This is a genomic window from Pseudomonas sp. GW821-FHT02B10 (assembly GCF_059421865.1).
Window position 1 is genome coordinate 66781 of the sequence record NZ_JBWKVU010000008.1, and the last position, 19732, is coordinate 86512.

The 19732-nt window shown below is 63.4% G+C and carries 15 protein-coding genes; 10 read left to right on the top strand and 5 right to left on the bottom strand.

Features of this window, described 5'->3' with window-relative positions; genetic code table 11:
* A complete protein-coding gene (locus AC07VU_RS18190; protein ID WP_495030215.1) occupies positions 1-1773 on the bottom strand; it encodes an N-acetylglutaminylglutamine amidotransferase in 1773 nt (590 codons plus the stop codon).
* 250 nt (positions 1774-2023) lie between these two features.
* Positions 2024-4006 carry a bifunctional tRNA (5-methylaminomethyl-2-thiouridine)(34)-methyltransferase MnmC2/FAD-dependent 5-carboxymethylaminomethyl-2-thiouridine(34) oxidoreductase MnmC1 gene (gene mnmC, locus AC07VU_RS18195; protein WP_274306834.1) on the bottom strand — a complete coding sequence of 661 codons (1983 nt, stop codon included), beginning with the start codon at positions 4004-4006 and terminating at the stop codon, positions 2024-2026.
* A 153-nt stretch (positions 4007-4159) separates the two neighbouring features.
* Here mnmC and pap point away from each other — a divergent pair, with 153 nt between their 5' ends.
* The 3 genes from pap (at position 4160) to AC07VU_RS18210 (ending at position 8173) form a co-directional block, all read left to right on the top strand.
* On the top strand, positions 4160-5680 hold the full coding sequence (pap, locus tag AC07VU_RS18200) for a polyphosphate:AMP phosphotransferase (RefSeq protein ID WP_053262201.1): 1521 nt from the start codon (positions 4160-4162) through the stop codon (positions 5678-5680).
* A gap of 143 nt (positions 5681-5823) precedes the next feature.
* On the top strand, positions 5824-7008 hold the full coding sequence (locus AC07VU_RS18205) for a thiolase family protein (protein WP_495030216.1): 1185 nt from the start codon (positions 5824-5826) through the stop codon (positions 7006-7008).
* A gap of 199 nt (positions 7009-7207) precedes the next feature.
* The gene (locus tag AC07VU_RS18210) at positions 7208-8173 is read left to right on the top strand and encodes a DMT family transporter (protein WP_087092380.1); all 966 of its coding nucleotides are present in this window, start codon (positions 7208-7210) and stop codon (positions 8171-8173) included.
* 87 nt (positions 8174-8260) lie between these two features.
* On the opposite strand, the gene AC07VU_RS18215 is transcribed toward AC07VU_RS18210, so the two are convergent.
* Complete coding sequence (locus AC07VU_RS18215; protein WP_495030217.1) at positions 8261-9655, bottom strand: class II fumarate hydratase; 1395 nt, start codon at positions 9653-9655, stop codon at positions 8261-8263.
* A 192-nt stretch (positions 9656-9847) separates the two neighbouring features.
* Between AC07VU_RS18215 and AC07VU_RS18220 the strand changes: the two genes are divergently transcribed.
* The 7 genes from AC07VU_RS18220 to AC07VU_RS18250 all read left to right on the top strand — a co-directional run bounded on the left by AC07VU_RS18220 (position 9848) and on the right by AC07VU_RS18250 (position 17659).
* A complete protein-coding gene (locus AC07VU_RS18220) occupies positions 9848-10363 on the top strand; it encodes a DUF2059 domain-containing protein (protein WP_009045024.1) in 516 nt (171 codons plus the stop codon).
* A 12-nt stretch (positions 10364-10375) separates the two neighbouring features.
* Positions 10376-10675, top strand: coding sequence for a BolA family protein (locus AC07VU_RS18225; RefSeq protein ID WP_007932228.1), 300 nt, complete (start codon positions 10376-10378; stop codon positions 10673-10675).
* A 101-nt stretch (positions 10676-10776) separates the two neighbouring features.
* Positions 10777-11718, top strand: coding sequence for an oxygen-dependent tRNA uridine(34) hydroxylase TrhO (gene trhO / locus AC07VU_RS18230; protein ID WP_277589383.1), 942 nt, complete (start codon positions 10777-10779; stop codon positions 11716-11718).
* Between the two features lie 36 nt (positions 11719-11754).
* Complete coding sequence (locus AC07VU_RS18235) at positions 11755-12357, top strand: DsbA family protein (protein WP_277590035.1); 603 nt, start codon at positions 11755-11757, stop codon at positions 12355-12357.
* A complete protein-coding gene (locus tag AC07VU_RS18240; protein WP_274304306.1) occupies positions 12350-14164 on the top strand; it encodes an ABC transporter ATP-binding protein in 1815 nt (604 codons plus the stop codon). The genes AC07VU_RS18235 and AC07VU_RS18240 overlap by 8 nt, the downstream gene beginning before the upstream one ends.
* Positions 14165-14368: 204 nt before the next feature.
* Positions 14369-16828 (top strand): EAL domain-containing protein, encoded by a 2460-nt coding sequence (locus tag AC07VU_RS18245; protein ID WP_007932218.1) that lies wholly within the window; start codon positions 14369-14371, stop codon positions 16826-16828.
* 78 nt (positions 16829-16906) lie between these two features.
* A complete protein-coding gene (locus AC07VU_RS18250; protein WP_420801035.1) occupies positions 16907-17659 on the top strand; it encodes an iron-containing redox enzyme family protein in 753 nt (250 codons plus the stop codon).
* A gap of 36 nt (positions 17660-17695) precedes the next feature.
* On the opposite strand, the gene AC07VU_RS18255 is transcribed toward AC07VU_RS18250, so the two are convergent.
* Both AC07VU_RS18255 and AC07VU_RS18260 read right to left on the bottom strand, forming a co-directional pair.
* The gene (locus tag AC07VU_RS18255; protein WP_053262197.1) at positions 17696-18622 is read right to left on the bottom strand and encodes a GGDEF domain-containing protein; all 927 of its coding nucleotides are present in this window, start codon (positions 18620-18622) and stop codon (positions 17696-17698) included.
* Positions 18623-18988: 366 nt separating this feature from the next.
* Complete coding sequence (locus AC07VU_RS18260; protein WP_007932214.1) at positions 18989-19729, bottom strand: YciK family oxidoreductase; 741 nt, start codon at positions 19727-19729, stop codon at positions 18989-18991.
* Positions 19730-19732 lie beyond the last annotated feature (3 nt).

Genomic DNA, 19732 nt, shown 5'->3' on the forward strand with positions numbered 1-19732 from the left:
TCAGATTCCTTGTTCGCTGAGCCACAGGTTCAGCGCCGCCAGTTGCCACAGCTTGGAGCCGTGCAACGGCGTCAGCTGGCCTTGTGGATCGGTCAGCAGGCGGTCGAGCATCGCCGGGTTGAACAGGCCGCGGTCCTGGCTCGGGTCGAGCAGCAGTTCACGTACCCAGTCCAGGGTGGCGCCCTGCAGGTGCTTGAGGCCGGGCACCGGGAAGTAGCCTTTCTTGCGGTCGATCACCGTGCTGGGGATCACCAGCCGCGCGGCTTCCTTGAGCACCTGCTTGCCGCCATCGGGCAGCTTGAACCGGGCCGGCACCCGCGCCGACAGCTCCACCAGCCGGTAGTCGAGGAACGGCGTGCGTGCCTCCAGGCCCCAGGCCATGGTCATGTTATCCACACGCTTGACCGGGTCGTCGACCAGCATCACCGTGCTGTCCAGGCGCAGGGCTTTATCCACAGGCTCGGCGGCGCCGGGCTGGGCGAAATGCTCGCGCACGAAATCGCCGGCGGCGTCGTTGGCGGTCAGCCACTGCGGCTGCACGGTGGCCGCATAGTCGTCGTAGCTGCGGTCGAAGAACGCCTCGCGGTAGGCCGCGTAGGGATCGCTGGCTCCCTCCACCTGCGGGTACCAGTGGTAACCGGCGAACAGTTCGTCGGCGCCCTGGCCGCTCTGCACCACCTTGCAGTGCCTGGCGACTTCCCGGGATAGCAGGTAGAAGGCGATGCAATCGTGGCTGACCATGGGTTCGCTCATGGCGCGGAACGCCGCCGGCAGCTGTTCGATGATTTCGCGCTCGTCGATGCGCAACTGATGGTGATCGGTGCCGTAGTGTTGGGCGATCAGGTCCGAATACTGGAACTCGTCGCCGCGTTCGCCGCCGGCATCCTGGAAGCCGATGGAGAAGGTCGACAGGTTATCCACCCCGACTTCCCGCAGCAGGCCGACCAGCAGGCTCGAATCGACGCCGCCGGACAGCAGCACGCCGACATCCACTGCCGCCCGTTGGCGGATCGCCACGGCTTCGCGGGTGCCGTCGAGTACCTGGTCGCGCCAGTCTTCCAGGGTCAGCCCGGTTTCATCGGTGCGCGGGCCGTAGGGCAGGGTCCACCAGGTTCGCTGTTCGGTGCGGCCGTCGGCTTCGATGCGCATCCAGGTGGCCGGCGGCAGTTTCTCGATGCCCGCCAGCAGGGTGCGCGGCGCCGGCACCACGGCATGGAAGTTCAGGTAATGGTTGAGCGCCACCGGGTCGAGCAGCGGGTTGATGTCGCCGCCCTTGAGCAGCGCCGGCAAGGCCGAGGCGAAACGCAGGCGCTGGCCGGTGCGCGACAGGTACAGCGGCTTGACGCCCAGGCGGTCGCGGGCGATGAACAGGCGCTTGGCGTCCCGCTCCCAGATGGCGAAGGCGAACATGCCGTTGAGCCGCGGCAGCAGATCGGCGCCCCAGGCGTGATAGCCCTTGAGCAGCACCTCGGTGTCGCCATCGGAATAAAAGGCGTAGCCCAGGCTTTCCAGCTCGGCGCGCAGTTCGGGGAAGTTGTAGATCGCGCCGTTGAAGGCCAGGGACAGGCCCAGCTGGTTGTCGATCATCGGCTGGGCCGAGCCGTCCGACAGGTCCATGATTTTCAGGCGTCGATGGCCCAGGGCTATCGGGCCCTGGCTATGGAAACCCCAGGCGTCGGGGCCGCGAGGGGCTAGGTGGTGGGTAATTCGTTCAACCGCTGCCAGGTCGGCGGGTTGATGATCAAAACGTAGTTCTCCAGCTAATCCGCACATAAGTCCTTACCGGTTTTTCCGTTGGGGAGGGGTGAATCGTGACCTGCCAGAAACGGCAGGTACCCGGAAACTGACCCAGGTGATCCCCTGGAGTTTTAGACCGATGGGTTATAAGCGGCGGGGCGCAAGTGCGTTGCGGGCTGGGGCAAAGGCCTTGATCTGCCTGGAGTTTTGCCGTGCGGGCAGGGCCCGTGGGCGTTTGCGGGAGATGGCCAAGCGATGCCAGGGCGGTTGGCATCGCTGCTTTATTTCATGGCTTGCCGCGAATCAACCGACGCAAGGCAAAGCGATTGGGGTGACAGGCCTCGGCCACGCTGCGCGGCAGGGGCAGCGGTTCGTTGTCCAGCCAGGCGGCCAGCAACTCGCCCGACAGCGGCGCGGTGATCAAGCCGCGCGAGCCGTGGCCGCTGTTGATATACAGGCCGTCCAGCCAGGGGCAGGGCAGGTCCGGAACCTGGCGCGCGTCCTTGCCCAGCACCGCGTAGACCTCGGCGAATGCCGCCTGGTCCGCCAGGGGACCGACGATCGGCAGATAGTCCGGGCTGGTGCAACGGAAGGCGGCCCGTCCTTCGAGGGTTTGCGCTTGCAGCCGGTCGGCTTCCAGGCGTTCCACCAGGTCCTGGGAGATCTCTTCGAGCATCTGCAGGTTGCCCGCATGCTCGGCGGCGGTGGGTGTCAGGTCTTCGCTCTTGAAATCGAAACTGGCACCCAGGGTGTGTTCGCCCAGTCGCGCGGGGGCGACATAACCCTCGGCGCACACCACGGTGGCCAGGCTCTGGCTGCGCGCGGTCTGCGGCAGTCGGGTGATCTGCCCGCGGATGCGCTTGAGCGGCAGCTCGGCGCTGGCCGCAAAGCGCTTGATCTCGGCGGCGCCGGCGAGGATCACCACCTCGGCACTGGCCAGCAACCGCTCGCCGTCCCAGGCCTGCCACTGGCCATCGACCCGGCGCAATTCCACGACATCGTGGTGGGGCAGCAGGCGAATCCGCGGGTGCGCGGCTTGCCACTGGCACAGGGCCGGCGGATGCACCCAGCCACCTTCCGGGTAGAACAGCCCACCGTGGGCCAGGCCGACGCCGGCCAGGGCCTGGGCCTGGGATTGGTCCAGCTGATGCAACAGTTCCGCCGGAAAGGCCGCCGCCAACTGCGCCTGGCGCTCGGCTTCCTTGGCGTTGAAGGCCAGTTGCAGCACGCCGCAGCTGTCCCAGTCGATGCCCCGTTGCAGCTGTTCGAGCAGGCGCCGGGTGTAGCCGAAACCGCTGAGGATCATCTGCGACAGGGCGGTGCCGTGGGCCGAGAGTTTCAGGTACAGCACCCCCTGGGGATTGCCCGAGGCCTCCTGGGCCAGTTGCCCGTGGCGCTCCAGCAGGCTGACCCGCCAGCCCCGCGCGGCGAGGCTGGCGGCGCTGGCGCAACCGGCCAGGCCGGCGCCGATCACCAGGGCGTGTTGCTCCTGAACCTGTTGAGTCGGGCGGGCGAACCAGGGCTTGCTGGCGGCAGGCAGCGGCGTGTCTTCGGGCCAGCCGAGAAACTCGCCGCGCAGCACTTCCCACTTGTGGCCAATGCCCGGGGTGCGCTTCATCTTGAAGCCCGCGGCATTCAGCAGGCGACGCACCCAGCCGGTGCTGGTGAAGGTGCTGATGCTCGAACCCGGCGCGGCCAGGCGCGCCAGTTCGGCGAACAGCTCGGCGGTCCACATCTCGGGGTTTTTCGCCGGGGCGAAGCCGTCGAGGAACCAGGCGTCGATCTGCCCGTCGAGTTGCGGCAATTGCTCCAGGGCATCGCCGACCAGCAGGGTCAGGGTGACCCGGCCTTCGTCCAGCACCAGACGCTGAAAGCCCTGGTGCACCGCGACATAGGCGCGCAACAGGCGCTCGGCCAGCGGCCCCAGCTCCGGCCACAGGGCCAGGGCGCGCTGCAGGTCGGCTGGCGTCAGCGGGTATTTTTCCACGCTGACGAAATGCAGGCGTGCGCTGGGGTCGGCCTGTTGTTCGAACAACTGCCAGGCGCAGAGAAAGTTCAGGCCGGTGCCGAAGCCGGTTTCGCCGATGACGAAGCGGCCACTGGGCGGCAACGCGGCAAAACGCTCGCGCAGGCGGTTCTGTTCGAGAAACACATGGCGGGTTTCGTCCAGGCCCGACTCGGTGGAGAAATACACATCGTCGAAGACCCGCGAACGCGGGCGACCCTGGTCGTCCCAGTCGAGCTGGGCGTGGGGCTGGGGAGGGGGCAATTCGGCGCTCATGTTCGGCTCGATAACGGCAAGGCGGCCATTCTAGCCGATCGACACACCGGGTAATGATCCACGGCAATAAGCAGCATGTTCGGGGCCGACAAAGCCTAGGTCGATCCGCTAGTCTTGCTCCATCTTGCCAGGGAGTCGCTCATGTTCGAATCTGCCGAAATCGGTCACGCCATCGACAAAAAAACCTTTGATGCCGAAGTCCCGGCCCTGCGCGAAGCCCTGCTGGAGGCCCAGTTCGAGCTGAAGCAGAAAGCCCGTTTTCCGGTGATCGTATTGATCAACGGCATCGAAGGCGCCGGCAAGGGCGAGACGGTGAAACTGCTCAACGAGTGGATGGACCCACGCCTGATCGAGGTCCGCACCTTCGACCAGCAGACCGACGAAGAACTGGCGAGGCCACCGGCCTGGCGCTACTGGCGGATGCTCCCGGCCAAGGGCCGCATGGGGGTATTTTTCGGCAACTGGTACAGCCAGATGTTGCAGGGACGGGTGCACGAACTGTTCAAGGACGGCCGTTTCGACCAGGCCATCGCCGGCGCCGAGCGCCTGGAAAAGATGCTCTGCGACGAAGGCGCGCTGATCTTCAAGTTCTGGTTCCACCTGTCCAAGAAACAGATGAAGGCCCGCCTCAAGTCCTTGCAGGACGACCCGCTGCACAGCTGGCGCATCAGCCCGCTGGACTGGCAGCAGTCGGAGACCTACGACAAGTTCGTCAAATACGGCGAGCGGGTGTTACGCCGCACCAGCCGCGACTACGCGCCCTGGCATGTGATCGAAGGCGTGGACCCGCATTACCGCAGCCTGGCGGTGGGCAAGATTCTCCTCGAGGGCCTGCAGAGCGCGCTCAACCGGCCGACGCTCGAAGTCGAGTCCCATGTGGCGCCGCTGGGCGAGGCCGTCGACAAGTTGACCCTGCTCGACAGCCTGGACATGAGCCAGCAACTGGACAAGGACGACTACGAGGAGCAACTGATTACCGAGCAGGCGCGCCTGGCCGGCCTGCTGCGCGACAAGCGCATGCGCAAGCACGCGTTGGTGGCGGTTTTCGAGGGCAATGACGCGGCCGGCAAGGGCGGGGCGATTCGCCGGGTAGCGGCGGCGCTGGACCCGCGCCAGTACAGCATCGTGCCGATTGCCGCGCCGACCGAGGACGAGCGGGCCCAGCCGTATCTGTGGCGCTTCTGGCGGCATATTCCGGCACGGGGCAAGTTCACCGTGTTCGACCGTTCCTGGTACGGCCGGGTGCTGGTGGAGCGGGTCGAGGGCTTTTGCAGCCCGGCGGACTGGTTGCGCGCCTATGGCGAGATCAACGACTTCGAGGAGCAGCTCGAGGACGCCGGGGTGATCGTGGTCAAGTTCTGGCTGGCGATCGACAAGCAGACCCAGCTGGAGCGTTTCCAGGCCCGTGAAGATATTCCGTTCAAGCGTTTCAAGATCACCGAGGACGACTGGCGCAACCGCGACAAATGGGATGCCTACCGCGCCGCCGTCGGCGACATGGTCGACCGCACCAGCACCGAGGTCGCGGCCTGGACCCTGGTGGAGGCCAACGACAAGCGCTGGGCCCGGGTCAAGGTGCTGCGCACCCTCAACCGCGCACTGGAAGAGGCATTCGACAAGTCCGAGAAAAAGGACAGGAAAGGCAAGAAGGACAAGAAATAACCGCCGCGGGTTGTGAGCGGGTCACTGGATAAACCCAGCACCGCGATGGTTTTGCATACGCCGGATGAATGATCGTCGCGGCCGGGCAAGGGCTGGATCTATGCTCGAGCCACTCACAACCGACAACAACAATGAGGTATGCCATGCGTGAAGTGGTGATCGTCGATAGCGTGCGGACCGGCCTGGCCAAGTCCTTTCGCGGCAAGTTCAACCAGACCCGTCCGGATGACATGGCCGCCCATTGTGTCAATGCGCTGCTGAGCCGCAACGGTATCGACCCGGCCAGCGTCGAGGACTGCATCGTCGGCGCCGGTTCCAACGAAGGCGCCCAGGGCTACAACATCGGGCGCAACGTCGCGGTGCTGTCGCGCCTGGGCACCGGTACCGCGGGCATGACCCTCAACCGTTTCTGTTCGTCCGGCCTGCAGGCGATCGCCATCGCGGCCAACCAGATCGCGTCCGGTTGCAGTGACGTCATTGTCGCCGGCGGGGTCGAGTCCATCAGCCTGACGATGAAAAGCGTCAACACCGACAACCTGATCAACCCGCTGCTCAAGGAACAGGTGCCGGGCATCTATTTCCCCATGGGCCAGACTGCCGAGGTGGTCGCCCGGCGTTATAACGTGAGTCGCGAGGAGCAGGACCTGTATGCCCTGCAGAGCCAGCAGCGCACCGCGACGGCCCAGGCGGCCGGGCTGTTCGACGACGAGATCGTGGCGATGGCGGTGAAGTACCGGGTCGAGGACAAGAACAGCGGCCAGGTGCAGATCCTCGACGGCGTGGTCGATCGCGACGACTGCAACCGCCCGGACACTACCCTGGAAAGCCTGGCCGGTTTGAAGCCGGTGTTCGCCGAAGACGGCTCGGTGACCGCCGGCAACTCCTCGCAATTGTCCGATGGCGCCTCCATGACCCTGGTCATGAGCCTGGAGCGAGCCCTGGCGCTGGGGCTCAAGCCCAAGGCGTTCTTCCGCGGCTTCACCGTGGCCGGTTGCGAGCCGGACGAAATGGGCATCGGCCCGGTGTTCTCGGTGCCCAAGCTGCTCAAGGCCAAGGGCCTGCAAGTGGACGACATCGATCTCTGGGAGTTGAACGAGGCCTTCGCCTCGCAATGCCTGTACAGCCGCAACCGGCTGCAGATCGACAACGCCAGGTACAACGTCAACGGCGGCTCGATCTCCATCGGCCACCCGTTTGGCATGACCGGTTCGCGCCAGGTCGGCCACCTGGTGCGGGAACTGCAACGGCGCAACCTGCGCTACGGCATCGTCACCATGTGCGTCGGCGGTGGCATGGGTGCGACCGGGTTGTTCGAAGCGGTGCGCTAAGCCGTCAGACGGGGTGGAACCTATCGCGGGCAAGCCTCGCTCCTACAGAACGGTGGTGCTTCTGTAGGAGCGAGGCTTGCCCGCGATGCTTTTTGCGACCTGCACAATCCTGTTTACGTTCCCCCTCCAACTGTCTCTGTGTAAGTCACGGCCCCGGGCCTAGAATGCAGGCTCTCTCCATCAGGCTTTTGGGGGTCGCATGCATATCTCGTCCGGTCGCTGGGTCTACGGTTTGTTCCTCGCACTGCTGACGGCGCTGCTGTGGGGCATCCTGCCGATCAAGCTCAAGCAAGTGTTGCTGGTGATGGATCCGGTGACCGTGACCTGGTTTCGCCTGTTGGTGTCCGGTGGTTTCCTGCTGGTCTACCTGGCGGCGGTCAAGCGTTTGCCCAGTTGGCGGGTACTCGGGCCGCGTGGCGGCTGGCTGGTGCTGATGGCGGTCTGCGGGCTGGTGGGCAACTACGTGCTGTACCTGATGGGGCTGAACCTGCTGAGCCCCGGCACCGCGCAACTGGTGGTGCAGATGGGGCCGATCCTGTTGCTGATCGCCAGCCTGTTTGTGTTCAAGGAGCGTTTCAGCCTGGGGCAGGGGATTGGCCTGGCGGTGCTGCTGATCGGTTTCGGGTTGTTTTTCAATCAGCGCCTGACCGAGCTGCTGACGTCCTTGAGCAACTACACTGCCGGTGTGCTGACGGTGCTCGCCGCCTCGGCGGTCTGGACCTTCTACGCCCTGGGCCAGAAGCAGTTGTTGACGGTGTGGAATTCCTTGCAGGTGATGATGGTGATCTACCTGTTCTGCGCGCTGTTGCTCACCCCGTGGGCCCATCCCCTCGAAGCGCTTGAATTGAGCCCGCTGCAAGGCTGGCTGTTGCTGGCCTGCTGCCTGAATACCCTGATCGCCTACGGTGCCTTCGCCGAAGCACTGGCCCATTGGGAAGCGTCGCGGGTCAGCGCCACGCTGGCGATCACGCCCTTGGTGACCTTCGCCGCAGTGGCGGTGGCGGCCTGGTTGTGGCCCGAATATGTGCATGCCGAACAGATCAACGGCCTGGGGTATGGCGGGGCGGTGCTGGTGGTGCTGGGGTCGGCCTTGACGGCCCTGGGGCCGTCGCTGATGGCCGGGCTCAAGGCGCGGCGGGTGCGTATGGACGTGCCGCAGAGCTAGGGCGCGTTATCGTCGATCGCGGGCAAGCCCCTATCCTGTAGGAGCGAGGCTTGCCCGCGATAGCATCTGTTCAATCACCGCCTTCCATCAGCCCTGCTTGCCAGCCTCCAGCATGTTTTCCGGACGCACCCAGGCATCGAACTCTTCGTCCGTCAGGTAACCCAGCTCCAGGGCCGCTTCACGCAAGGTGCGGTTCTCGGCATAGGCTTTCTTGGCGATCTCGGCGGACTTGTCGTAGCCGATATGGGTGTTGAGCGCGGTGACCAGCATCAGCCCGCGTTCCAGGTGGTCGGCCATCTGCACCGGGTCGGGCTCCAGGCCGGCGATGCAGTGCTGCTGGAAGTTGCTGCAGCCGTCGGCGAGCAGGCGCACCGATTGCAGCAGGTTGTGGATGATCACCGGCTTGAACACGTTCAGTTGCAGGTGGCCCTGGCTGGCGGCGAAGCCGATGGCCACGTCGTTGCCCATCACCTGGCACGCCAGCATCGACAGGGCTTCGCACTGGGTCGGGTTGACCTTGCCCGGCATGATCGAGCTGCCCGGTTCGTTGGCCGGCAGCCTGACCTCGGCCAGCCCGGCCCGTGGTCCGGAGCCCAGCAGGCGCAGGTCGTTGGCGATTTTCATCAGGCACACCGCCAGGGTCTTCAGGGCGCCGGAGAGGGTGGTCAGGGGTTCGTGGCCGGCGAGGGCGGCGAACTTGTTCGGCGCGGTGACAAACGGCAGGCCGGACAAGGCCGCCAGCTCGGCGGCAATGGCCTCGCCGAATCCATGGGGCGAGTTCAGCCCGGTGCCGACGGCAGTACCGCCCTGGGCCAGCTCACAGACCGCCGGCAGGGCCGCGCGAATGGCGCGCTCGGCGTAGTCCAGTTGGGCGATGAAGGCTGACAGCTCCTGGCCGAAGGTGATGGGCGTGGCATCCATCATGTGGGTGCGCCCGGTCTTCACCAGCTTCATGTGCCGTGCCGCGAGTTCGGCCAGGCCGCCGGACAGTTCGGCGATCGAGGGCAACAGATGCTGCTGCACCGCCTGGGCCGCGGCGATGTGCATCGCCGTGGGGAAGCAGTCGTTGGAGCTTTGCGAGCGATTCACATGGTCGTTGGGGTGCACCGGAGTCTTGCCGCCGCGCGGGTTGCCGGCCAGTTCGTTGGCGCGACCGGCGATCACCTCGTTGACGTTCATGTTGCTCTGGGTGCCGCTGCCGGTCTGCCAGACCACCAGCGGGAACTGGTTGTCATGCTGGCCGTTCAGCACCTCGTCGGCGGCCTGTTCGATCAGGCGGGCGATGTCGGCCGGCAGATCGCCGTTGCGGTCGTTGACCCGGGCCGCGGCCTTCTTGATCAACGCCAGGGCATGCAGGACCGACAGCGGCATGCGCTCGTTGCCGATGGCGAAGTTGATCAGCGAACGCTGGGTCTGGGCGCCCCAATAGGCGTCGTCCGGGACTTCAACCTGGCCAAGGCTGTCGGTTTCGATTCGACTCATCGTGCTCACTCCTGTAGGTCTGATTGCGCAGTTTAGGCCGTGATCCACAGCCTGGGTTCCATAAAGCGCCTTTTGTGTCATTTGGTCGAGCAAATGCAGGCACCACAAGGCTTGGGGTTGAGCGACAGAGTTTTTTAGGCGCAGAATGGTCGCCCTTGGGGTTATACCTCGCCTGCTAGAAAAGGAAACTCGATGACTCGTCTTCGTGCCATCTGTACCGCGGTTGCTCTGGTTTGCGCCAGCGGCCAGGTGCTTGCCGATACCGCCAGCCACAACGCCAGTGCCGAAGCTTTCCTGACCCTGGCGCACGCTGACAAGCTGGGCACTCCGGTGTACATGCAAGTGCAGCAAATGTTCGCTCAGCGTTTTGAACAGACCAAAGCCCCAGAGTCGAAAAAAGCCGTGCTGGAAACCTACCAGGCCAAGGCCAACGCCGCCCTGGACCAGGCCATCGGCTGGAACAAGCTGAAGCCGGACATGGTCAAGCTCTACACCAGCAACTTCAGCGAATCCGAGCTCAAGGACCTGGTGGCGTTCTACCAGTCGCCGCTGGGCAAGAAAGTCCTGGAAAAAATGCCGCAGCTGACCCAGCAATCGGCCCAGATGACCCAGGCCAAGCTGGAAAGCGCGGTACCGGTAGTCAACAAGCTGCTGGCCGACATGACCGCCGAACTCGAGCCTAAGGCCGCACCGGCGAAGAAGAAGTAAGCGGAGCCAGGAATGACCATGCAACAACGTATCGAATCGGCACTAGGCGCATTGCAGCCAGAGCATTTGCAGGTGCTGGATGAAAGCCACATGCACAGCCGCGGCCTGGAAACCCATTTCAAGGCCGTGCTGGTCAGCGAGCAGTTTGCCGGGCTCAACAGCGTCAAGCGTCACCAGAAGGTCTACGCGACCCTGGGCGAGCTGATGGGCCAGTTTCATGCGTTGGCGCTGCATACCTACACGCCAGAGGAATGGGCGAAGATCGGCGTGGCCCCGGCCTCGCCGACCTGCGCTGGCGGCAGCAAGCATTAACCACAGGTTTTTTGCTAGAATCCGCAACGCGCCGCTCAGTCGGCGCGTTTTTTTTGCATCCGGTTCACCCTTTGCGAGGGTAGCCACCTGGAGAATTACCCATGACACAACAGATTGTCGTGGCGGCACTGTATAAGTTCGTCACCCTCGAAGATTACGTTGCCCTGCGCGAACCGCTGCTCGAGGCGATGCTCGACAACGGCATCAAGGGCACCCTGCTGATCGCCGAAGAAGGCATCAACGGCACCGTTTCCGGCAGCCGCGAAGGCATCGACGGGCTGCTGGCCTGGCTCAAGAACGACCCGCGTATGGTCGACATCGATCACAAGGAATCGTACTGCGACGAGCAGCCGTTCTACCGCACCAAGGTCAAGCTCAAGAAAGAGATCGTGACCCTGGGCGTGCCCGGCGTCGATCCGAACAAGAAGGTCGGCACCTATGTCGAGCCGCAGGACTGGAACGCGCTGATCAGCGACCCGGAAGTGCTGCTGATCGACACCCGTAACGACTACGAGGTTTCGATCGGCACCTTCGAAGGCGCCATCGACCCGAAGACCACCAGTTTTCGCGAATTCCCCGACTACATCAAAGCCAACTTCGACCCGAGCAAGCACAAGAAAGTCGCGATGTTCTGCACCGGCGGCATTCGTTGCGAGAAAGCTTCGAGCTACATGCTCAGCGAAGGCTTCGGCGAGGTCTTCCACCTCAAGGGCGGTATCCTCAAGTACCTCGAAGAGGTGCCGCAGCAAGAGAGTAAATGGCAGGGCGACTGCTTCGTCTTCGATAATCGGGTGACCGTGCGTCACGACCTCAGCGAAGGCGACTACGATCAATGTCATGCCTGCCGCACGCCGATAAGCGTCGAGGATCGCGCCAGCGAGCACTATGTGCCGGGTATCAGTTGCCCGCACTGCTGGGACACGCTGAGCGAGAAAACCCGCCGCAGCGCCATCGATCGGCAGAAGCAGATTGAACTGGCCAAGGCTCGCAACATGCCGCACCCGATCGGTTACAACTACAAGCAATCTTCTTCCGAGGCCTGAGCCATGTCTGCCCGCCTGCTCTATGTGATGGACCCGATGTGTTCGTGGTGCTGGGGCTTCGCTCCAGTGGCCGAGGCCCTGGTCGAGCAGGCGCGGGCCGCGGGCGTCGAGTTGCATCTGGTGGTGGGCGGCCTGCGGACCGGCAGTGGCTCGGCACTGGAGCCGACCACCCGCCGCTATATCATCGAACACTGGCAGGCGGTCACCGAGGCCACCGGCCAGCCGTTCAAGTTCGAGGGCGCCTTGCCCGACGGTTTTGTCTATGACACCGAGCCTGCGTGCCGCGCCATCGTCACGGCGCGCAGCCTGGCGCCGGATTGCGCCTGGAAACTCTTGCGCCTGATCCAGCGGGCTTTTTACGTCGAAGGCCGGGATGTCACTCGCGCCAGCGTTCTGGTGGAACTGGCCGAAGCAGCAGGCGTGCCGCGCATCGAGTTCGCCGAGGCGTTCGATCGCGCCGAGCAGCATGCCGCGACCGCCGCCGATTTCACCTGGGTCCAGGACCTGGGGATCGCCGGCTTCCCGACGATGCTGGCCGAGCGCAATGGCCAGCTGGCCTTGTTGACCAATGGCTACCAGCCCCTGAGTGAGCTGTCTCCACTGCTCGGCCGCTGGCTGGAGCGTGCCGCCTGTGCGTGATCCACAAGCGCCGGAACCCGTCGATCGCCTGAGCTGGGCGCAAGTCCGCCGGCTGGCACTGCAGCATAAAAAAGCCCTGTGGATCGCCAATGGCGTGGCCGTCCTGGCGACGCTATGTAGCGTGCCTATCCCGTTGCTGCTGCCGCTGTTGGTGGACGAAGTGCTGCTGGGGCATGGCGATGCCGCGCTGAAGGTGATGAACCACGCCTTGCCCGCGGACTGGCAGAGCGCCGCCGGCTACATCGGCCTGATGTTGTTGATCACCCTGATGCTGCGTTGCTCGGCGCTACTGTTCAACGTGCTGCAGGCGCGGTTGTTTGCCGGGTTGGCCAAGGACATTGTCTATCGCATCCGTCTGCGGCTGATCGAGCGCCTCAAGCGCATTTCCCTGGGCGAGTACGAAAGCCTGGGCAGCGGTACGGTGACGACTCACTTGGTCACCGACCTTGACACCCTCGACAAGTTTGTCGGCGAAACCCTCAGCCGTTTTCTGGTGGCCATGCTCACGCTGGTGGGCACCGCGGGCATCCTGATGTGGATGCATTGGCAGCTGGCGCTGCTGATCCTGTTGTTCAATCCCCTGGTGATCTACGCCACGGTGCAGTTGGGCAAGCGGGTCAAACACCTGAAAAAGCTCGAGAACGACAGCACCTCGCGGTTCACCCAGGCCCTGACCGAAACCCTGGATGCGATCCAGGAAGTCCGCGCGGGCAACCGCCAGGGCTTTTTCCTCGGCCGTCTCGGCCGGCGTGCCCAGGATGTGCGGGACTACGCGGTGGCCTCGCAATGGAAGAGCGACGCCTCCAATCGTGCCAGTGGGCTGCTGTTCCAGTTCGGTATCGATATCTTCCGCGCGGCGGCCATGCTCACCGTGCTGTTTTCCGACCTGTCCATCGGCCAGATGCTGGCCGTGTTCAGCTACCTGTGGTTCATGATCGGCCCGGTGGAGCAACTGCTGAACCTGCAGTACGCCTACTATGCCGCCGGTGGCGCGTTGTCGCGGATCAACGAGCTGCTGTCGCGGGCCGACGAGCCGCAGTATGCCGGCGGTGTCGACCCGTTCCAGGGGCGCGAGACCGTGGGTATCGAGGTCAGCGGCCTGAGTTTCGGCTACGGCGACGAGCTGGTGCTGGACCAAATGAACCTGTCGATCGAGCCGGGGGAGAAGGTGGCGATCGTCGGCGCCAGCGGTGGCGGCAAAAGTACCCTGGTGCAGCTGTTGCTGGGGCTCTACACACCGCAGGCGGGCGTGATTCGTTTTGGCGGCAAGACCCAGCAGGAAATCGGCCTGGAAACCCTGCGGGAAAACGTGGCGGTGGTGTTGCAGCATCCGGCGCTGTTCAACGACAGCATCCGCGCCAACCTGACCATGGGCCGCGAGCGCAGCGACGAGGCCTGTTGGCGGGCGTTGGAAATTGCCCAGTTGGACTCGACGGTCCGCGCCCTGGCCAACGGCCTGGACAGTGTGGTCGGCCGTTCCGGCGTGCGTCTGTCTGGCGGCCAGCGCCAGCGCCTGGCCATCGCGCGGATGGTCCTGGCCGAACCCAAGGTGGTGATCCTCGACGAAGCCACCTCCGCGCTGGACGCCGCCACCGAGTACAACCTGCACCAGGCGCTGACGCGTTTCCTCCACGGCCGGACCACGCTGATCATTGCCCACCGCCTGTCCGCGGTAAAACAGGCGGATCGGGTTCTGGTGTTCGATGGCGGGCAGATTGCCGAAGATGGCGACCATCAGCAGCTAATTGCCGACGGCGGCCTTTACGCCAAGCTTTACGGGCATTTGCAGCAAGTCCAGCGACCTTGAGTTTTATCCGGTTTTCTGTGCTTAGTGCTTGAATTCTCTGGTGGAAATGACCCTCCTGGGGCGCGGCCCTGTCGTGTCTCGACTGGCAGCGTGCTCGAACGTCACGGCCTGTGTGCTCGAAGCGGCGGAAATTAGCCTAGTCTGTGCTGTCAGGAGCGGTATTTCCTCGGGTGTTCATCTGGCAGTGCTTATGCAAGGGACCTCATGAAGCAAAAGCGGACTCTCGGAACGCCACGGTTATTGGGCATCGTCTGGCCATTTATTGCGGTGGTGTTGTTTCAAGCGCTGTTGGGTGGCCTCAGCTTATATGTCCTTTCGGCGGTACGTGGTTACGTTGCCGGGGAGAGCCTTTGGTCCAAGGGCCAGAAGGACGCCATCTACTACCTCAATCTCTACGCCGACAGCCGCGACGAATCGATCTTTCTGAAGTACCAGAATGCTATTGCCGTGCCTCAGGGCGGGCATGAGCTGCGGGTCGCGCTGGATCAGCAACCGCCCGACCTGAATGCCGCGCGGGCGGGGATTCTCAAGGGTGGCAACCACCCTGACGACAGCGACAGCGTGATCTGGCTGTACCTGAACTTCCGCCATTTCAGCTACCTGGAAAAAGCCATCGACCTGTGGACCGTGGGCGACAGTTATCTGGTGCAGCTCGACAGCGTGGCCCATGAAATGCACCGCAGCATTACCAGCAACCAGGCCTCCGAAGCCGATATCCAGCGCTGGAAGAACCAGATTTTCGCCATCAACGATGGCGTGACGCCCGCTGCCAAGGCCTTTAGCGATGCTTTGGGCGAGGGCTCGCGGGTCATCCTGCGGCTGTTGCTGATCACCAACCTGGCCACCGCGCTGGGGCTGATTGTCCTGGCCTTGCTGCGCACCCATAAGCTGCTGGCCCAGCGTCATGAATTTGCCAGCGCCCTGCAGTTGGAAAAGGAACGGGCGCAGATCACCCTGCAATCCATTGGCGACGGTGTCATCACCACCGACGTGGACGGCGCCATCGCCTACATGAACCCGGCCGCCGAGGAAATGACCCACTGGAAGGCCGAGCAGGCCATGGGGCTGCCGCTGGCGGCCTTGTTCAATCTGCTGGATGAAAATGCCCAGACCGACGGCTTTACCCTGATCGAGCACATTCTCAGTGGCCAGCTCAGTGGTGGCAGCGAGCACTCGAAGCTGATCCAGCGCCTGGATGGCAGCACAGTGTCGGTGACCCTGGTCGGCGCGCCGATCCAGAATGCCGGCAAGGTCAGCGGTACGGTGCTGGTGCTGCACGACATGACCCAGGAGCGCCAGTACATCGCCAATCTGTCCTGGCAGGCGACCCACGATGCCTTGACCGGCCTGGCGAACCGTCGCGAGTTCGAATACCGCCTGGAGCAGGCATTGCACAGCTTGAGCCGGCAACCGGGGCGGCACGCCCTGATGTTCCTCGACCTGGACCAGTTCAAGCTGGTCAACGACACCTGCGGCCATGCGGCAGGGGACGAGTTGCTCCGGCATATCTGCGCCTTGCTCCAGTCGGGCCTGCGCGAGGGCGATACCCTGGCGCGCCTGGGGGGCGATGAGTTCGGCATCCTGCTGGAGAACTGCTCGCCGGAAGCGGCGGAAAAGATCGCCGAAGGCCTGCGCCAGACGGTGCAGAACCTGCATTTTGTCTGGAAGGGCCGGCCCTTCGTCACCACGGTCAGCATTGGCCTGGTGCACGTGGCGCAAACCCCGACCACCCTCGAAGCGTCACTGCGGGCAGCGGACATGGCGTGCTACATGGCCAAGGAGAAAGGGCGCAACCGGGTCCAGGTCTATCACGCGGATGACTCGGAGCTGTCCCTGCGGTTCGGTGAAATGGCCTGGGTACAGCGTCTGCATATGGCCCTGGAGGAAAACCGCTTCTGTCTTTATGCCCAGGAAATAGCCGCCCTGGGGCATGTGGACCGGCTCGGCGGGCATATCGAGATTCTGCTGCGCCTGCACGACGAGGCCGGGCGGATGATCCTGCCCGACAGCTTCATTCCGGCCGCCGAGCGTTACGGCCTGATGACCTCCCTTGACCGTTGGGTGGTGGAGAATGTGTTCAAGATCATCGCCGAATGCATCCGCGAGGAGCGCGAAGGGCCCCTGGCGATGTGTGCGATCAATCTGTCGGGCGCGACCATCGGTGACGAGGCTTTCCTGGACTTCCTGCGCGAGCAGTTTATCGTCCACGGTGTGCCACCGGACCTGATTTGTTTTGAAATCACCGAGACCAGCGCTATCTCCAATCTCGGCAGTGCGATTCGATTTATCAACGAGCTCAAGGGCTTGGGCTGTCACTTTTCGTTGGATGACTTTTGTGCGGGAATGTCGTCATTCGCTTATCTCAAACATTTGCCTGTAGACTTCCTCAAGATCGATGGAAGTTTCGTAAAAGATATGCTGGACGACCCGATCAATCGCGCGATGGTCGAGGTGATCAACCATATCGGTCATGTGATGGGCAAACGCACGATTGCCGAGTTTGTCGAAACACCGCAGATTGAGCAGGCATTGTTGGAGATTGGCGTGGATTACGCTCAGGGCTACCTGATCGAGCGCCCGCAACTCTTCACCTGCGACAGTCTGCAGTGCCGGCCTTCGCGACCACAGCCTCTGTTGTTCAAGGCTCCTGGCACGTTCCGTTGAATCTCTCGCTGATCCGTACCATCACCATCAAAAGGAGCCCCGACAGTGATCGACGCATTCAACAGAACCGGTCCGCTCATGGACGCTGCAAGCTATCCGGCCTGGGCCCAGCAGCTGATCCAGGATTGCAGCGAGAGCAAGCGCCGCGTGGTCGACCACGAACTGTACCAGCGCATGCGCGACAACAAACTCAGCAACAAAACCATGCGCCAGTACCTGATCGGCGGCTGGCCGGTTGTCGAGCAGTTCGCCCTGTACATGGCGCAGAACCTGACCAAGACCCGCTTCGCTCGTCACCCCGGTGAGGACATGGCGCGGCGCTGGCTGATGCGCAATATCCGGGTCGAGCTCAATCATGCCGATTACTGGGTGAACTGGAGCCGCGCCCATGGCGTGAGCCTGGAAGATCTGCAGGCGCAACAGGTCCCACCGGAGCTGCACGCTTTGAGTCATTGGTGCTGGCACACCAGCTCCGCCGATTCGCTGATCGTGGCGATCGCTGCGACCAACTACGCAATCGAGGGTGCCACGGGTGAGTGGTCGGCGCTGGTCTGCTCCTCCGGCCTGTATGCGGCGGCCTTTCCTGAAGAAGAGCGCAAGCGGGCGATGAAGTGGCTGAAAATGCATGCCCAGTATGATGATGCGCATCCTTGGGAGGCGCTGGAAATCATCTGTACCCTGGCCGGCATGAAGCCGAGCAAAGCCTTGCAGGGCGAGCTGCGCCAGGCGATCTGCAAGAGCTATGACTACATGTACTTGTTCCTGGAGCGTTGCATGCAACAGGAAAAGACCCCAGCGGCCCGTGAGCGGATGGCGCTGGTCGAAGGTTGAATGGCGGCCTCCGATGGAGGCGGCCCCAGCTATTTCTCAGCCAGCCATTGCCAGGCGATTGCGGCCTTCGCGCTTGGCCACATACAACGCGCTGTCCGCACGGCGCAGCAGGCTCTCGGCTGATTCCCCCGGCAGCAGGGTCGAGCAACCCAGGCTGACCGTCAGCTCGATCAACTTGCCATCCGCCCAGTAATCCTTGGCCTGGGCCGCCTGGCGCAGCCGTTCTCCCACCATGGCGGCGGCATCGCGGCCGGTATTGGACAGCAGGATCAGGAACTCCTCGCCACCAAAACGAAACACCATGTCGACGTTGCGCAACTGCGCTTTGATGGCCGCGGCAACAGCCTTGAGCACTTCATCGCCGGCGCTGTGGCCGTGGCTGTCGTTGATTCTCTTGAAGTGATCGATATCCAGCATCAGCAGCGACAGTGGGTGCAGGTGGCGGCGGGCCATTTCGATTTCCCGTTGCAGCGTCTGGTCCATGGCGATCCGGTTGCCGGTATCGGTCAAAGGGTCGCGCAGGGCGCTACGGGTCGCGGCCCGATAGAGCAGGGCGTTGCGCATCGGATAAAGCAGGGTAGATAGCAGGGATTCCAGATGGCCCTGTTCCTGGTCGCTGAAACGCTGATTGCGCCGAAATACCAGCTCGCCCATGGTCTCGCCTTCATGGCTCAGGCTGTAGCTGATGGAGTGGTGGCCGCGCTGGCCGAACTCCAGGCGCAGGTCGCTGGGCTTGTGCTGGTAAACCAGGGCATCGAGGGGCACAAGGCGTTGGGTTTCGCGGAAGAACAGGCCGAGAATGCGTTGCGGCTCCAGGCTGGTCTGTAATTGCAGGCTCAGTTGCTGGCGCAACTGGGCAAGGCTGACCGGGCGTTGCAGGAGTGGTGACTGCTGGCCAAAGCCCAGGCGTTGCAATTTGGCGCTATCGAAGTCAATTGCGTTGGTCTGGGTCGGTATTTTCATATGGCGTGAGCCCCTGGGCACGTAATGCAGTCTTGCTGGCTGGGTGAGAGCGGCTCATGGCTGCACGTCATACTGTTCCATCAGTCCCGTAGGACAAGCGATCACAGTCTAATCCGCTTTACGGGCCGTTATAAGCCCCGACTCGATCGTCGCTGAGTTTCGCCAATACACTGCCTATTTGAGGGAGATGAGAGCGAAAGTCATGCCATTCGCTTCATCCGATTAAAATGCTTTTGAATTCAGCGGGTTGGCTGACAGTGCCAAGGCTTGGGGTGACCCAGGGTGGCATTTGTCTGGCGATGGCAGGGTAGAAGACTGCCAGGAAAGGAGTGCCGCGACGATATTCCGCCGCGGCCAAAGAACGGATTACTGGGCGTCGAATGCCTGGCCGTTGATCCCGGTACTGTCCGGACCCATGAGGTACAGGTAGACCGGCATGATCTCCTCGGGGGCCGGGTTGTTGCTCGGATTTTCCCCTGGATAGGCCTGGGCGCGCATGCTGGTGCGAGTAGCGCCCGGATTGACACTGTTGGCGCGCACCGGTGCGACACCGTCGACTTCGTCGGCCAGGGTTTGCATCAGGCCTTCGGTGGCGAACTTCGAAACGCCATAGGCGCCCCAGTAGGCACGGCCCTTGCGGCCAACGCTGCTGGAGGTGAACACCACCGAGGCGTCCTGGGACAGCTTGAGCAGCGGCAGCAGGGTGCTGGTCAGCATGAACATGGCATTGACGTTGACTTGCATCACCCGCATGAAGTTCTCGCCCGACAGCTGTTCCAACGGCGTGCGCGGACCAATGATCGAGGCATTGTGCAGCAGGCCATCGAGGTGACCGAACTCGGCTTCGACCATGGCGGCCAGTTCGTCGTACTGGTGCGGCAGGGCGGTTTCCAGGTTGAACGGAATCACCACCGGCTGAGGATGGCCGGCGGCTTCGATCTCGTCATAAACCTGGGTCAGGTTGGCTTCGGTCTTGCCCAGCAGCAGTACGGTGGCGCCGTGGGCGGCGAAGGTCTTGGCGGCAGCGGCGCCGATGCCGCGGCCGGCACCGGTGACCAGGATGACCCGATCCTTGAGCAGTTCGGGGCGGGCGGAATAATCAAACATAAA

Coding starts and splice junctions, on each gene's coding strand:
- AC07VU_RS18190 (WP_495030215.1), bottom strand. CDS start 1,773: ATGTGCGGATTAGCTGGAGAACTACGTTTTGATCATCAACCCGCCGAC.
- pap (WP_053262201.1), top strand. CDS start 4,160: ATGTTCGAATCTGCCGAAATCGGTCACGCCATCGACAAAAAAACCTTT.
- AC07VU_RS18205 (WP_495030216.1), top strand. CDS start 5,824: ATGCGTGAAGTGGTGATCGTCGATAGCGTGCGGACCGGCCTGGCCAAG.
- AC07VU_RS18210 (WP_087092380.1), top strand. CDS start 7,208: ATGCATATCTCGTCCGGTCGCTGGGTCTACGGTTTGTTCCTCGCACTG.
- AC07VU_RS18215 (WP_495030217.1), bottom strand. CDS start 9,655: ATGAGTCGAATCGAAACCGACAGCCTTGGCCAGGTTGAAGTCCCGGAC.
- AC07VU_RS18220 (WP_009045024.1), top strand. CDS start 9,848: ATGACTCGTCTTCGTGCCATCTGTACCGCGGTTGCTCTGGTTTGCGCC.
- AC07VU_RS18225 (WP_007932228.1), top strand. CDS start 10,376: ATGACCATGCAACAACGTATCGAATCGGCACTAGGCGCATTGCAGCCA.
- trhO (WP_277589383.1), top strand. CDS start 10,777: ATGACACAACAGATTGTCGTGGCGGCACTGTATAAGTTCGTCACCCTC.
- AC07VU_RS18235 (WP_277590035.1), top strand. CDS start 11,755: ATGTGTTCGTGGTGCTGGGGCTTCGCTCCAGTGGCCGAGGCCCTGGTC.
- AC07VU_RS18245 (WP_007932218.1), top strand. CDS start 14,369: ATGAAGCAAAAGCGGACTCTCGGAACGCCACGGTTATTGGGCATCGTC.
- AC07VU_RS18250 (WP_420801035.1), top strand. CDS start 16,907: ATGGACGCTGCAAGCTATCCGGCCTGGGCCCAGCAGCTGATCCAGGAT.
- AC07VU_RS18255 (WP_053262197.1), bottom strand. CDS start 18,622: ATGAAAATACCGACCCAGACCAACGCAATTGACTTCGATAGCGCCAAA.
- AC07VU_RS18260 (WP_007932214.1), bottom strand. CDS start 19,729: ATGTTTGATTATTCCGCCCGCCCCGAACTGCTCAAGGATCGGGTCATC.